Origin of the sequence: Exiguobacterium sp. s91 (assembly GCF_018618915.1) — a bacterium.
GTDB lineage: Bacteria > Bacillota > Bacilli > Exiguobacteriales > Exiguobacteriaceae > Exiguobacterium_A > Exiguobacterium_A abrahamii.
In genome coordinates, this window is the sequence record NZ_JACSMZ010000010.1 from 1 (window position 1) to 882 (window position 882).

The window sequence follows — 882 nt, forward strand, 5'->3', positions numbered from 1 at the left end:
CCCGTTCCCATGCCGAACACGGAAGTTAAGCACTTGAACGCCGAAAGTAGTTGGGGGCTTCCCCCTGTGAGGATAGGACGTTGCCAGGCTTTTGTTTTTTTAATAAAACAATTGACAGACTTACATAGATGTTTTATCATTATAGAAGTCGTCACCTTATACTTAAACGGTCCTGTGGTGTAGCGGTTAACATGCCTGCCTGTCACGCAGGAGATCGCGGGTTCGAATCCCGTCAGGACCGCCATTTTAATATCGGCTTTGTAGCTCAGTTGGTAGAGCAAAGGACTGAAAATCCTTGTGTCGGCGGTTCGATTCCGTCCAAAGCCACCATTTCTTTTGCCGGTGTAGCTCAGCTGGTAGAGCAACTGACTTGTAATCAGTAGGTCGCGGGTTCGACTCCTGTTGCCGGCACCATTTTTATTTTGGCGATTGTGGCGAAGTGGTTAACGCACCGGATTGTGATTCCGGCATTCGTGGGTTCAATTCCCATCAGTCGCCCCATTTTTTAACTTCATATCATTTATGTGTCATTAGCTCAGTTGGTAGAGCATCTGACTTTTAATCAGAGGGTCGCAGGTTCGAATCCTGCATGACACACCATTTTTATGCGGGTGTGGCGGAATTGGTAGACGCGCTAGATTTAGGATCTAGTGTCTTTGACGTGGGGGTTCAAGTCCCTTCACCCGTACCATTTATATGCGGAAGTAGTTCAGTGGTAGAATACGACCTTGCCAAGGTCGGGGTCGCGGGTTCGAATCCCGTCTTCCGCTCCATTTATATTTGAATAGCATTATGCGGTCGTGGCGGAATCGGTAGACGCGCTAGGTTGAGGGCCTAGTGGTGGCAACATCGTGGAGGTTCAAGTCCTCTCGACCGCACCAT

8 tRNA genes and 1 rRNA gene are annotated in these 882 nt (G+C 49.0%); all 9 read left to right on the forward strand.

Going from position 1 to position 882, the window contains the following annotated elements:
• Nucleotides 1-89, forward strand: a 5S ribosomal RNA gene (gene rrf, locus KNQ06_RS16820); the annotation flags it as partial.
• 79 nt (nt 90-168) lie between these two features.
• Nucleotides 169-244: transfer RNA gene (locus KNQ06_RS16825), tRNA-Asp, on the forward strand.
• Between the two features lie 10 nt (nt 245-254).
• Nucleotides 255-330, forward strand: a tRNA-Phe gene (locus tag KNQ06_RS16830).
• A gap of 8 nt (nt 331-338) precedes the next feature.
• A tRNA-Thr gene (locus tag KNQ06_RS16835) sits at nt 339-414 on the forward strand.
• An 11-nt stretch (nt 415-425) separates the two neighbouring features.
• Nucleotides 426-501, forward strand: a tRNA-His gene (locus tag KNQ06_RS16840).
• A 23-nt stretch (nt 502-524) separates the two neighbouring features.
• Nucleotides 525-600 (forward strand) — tRNA-Lys (locus KNQ06_RS16845).
• 7 nt (nt 601-607) lie between these two features.
• A tRNA-Leu gene (locus KNQ06_RS16850) sits at nt 608-691 on the forward strand.
• Between the two features lie 7 nt (nt 692-698).
• A tRNA-Gly gene (locus KNQ06_RS16855) sits at nt 699-773 on the forward strand.
• A 21-nt stretch (nt 774-794) separates the two neighbouring features.
• Nucleotides 795-881: transfer RNA gene (locus tag KNQ06_RS16860), tRNA-Leu, on the forward strand.
• Nucleotide 882 lies beyond the last annotated feature (1 nt).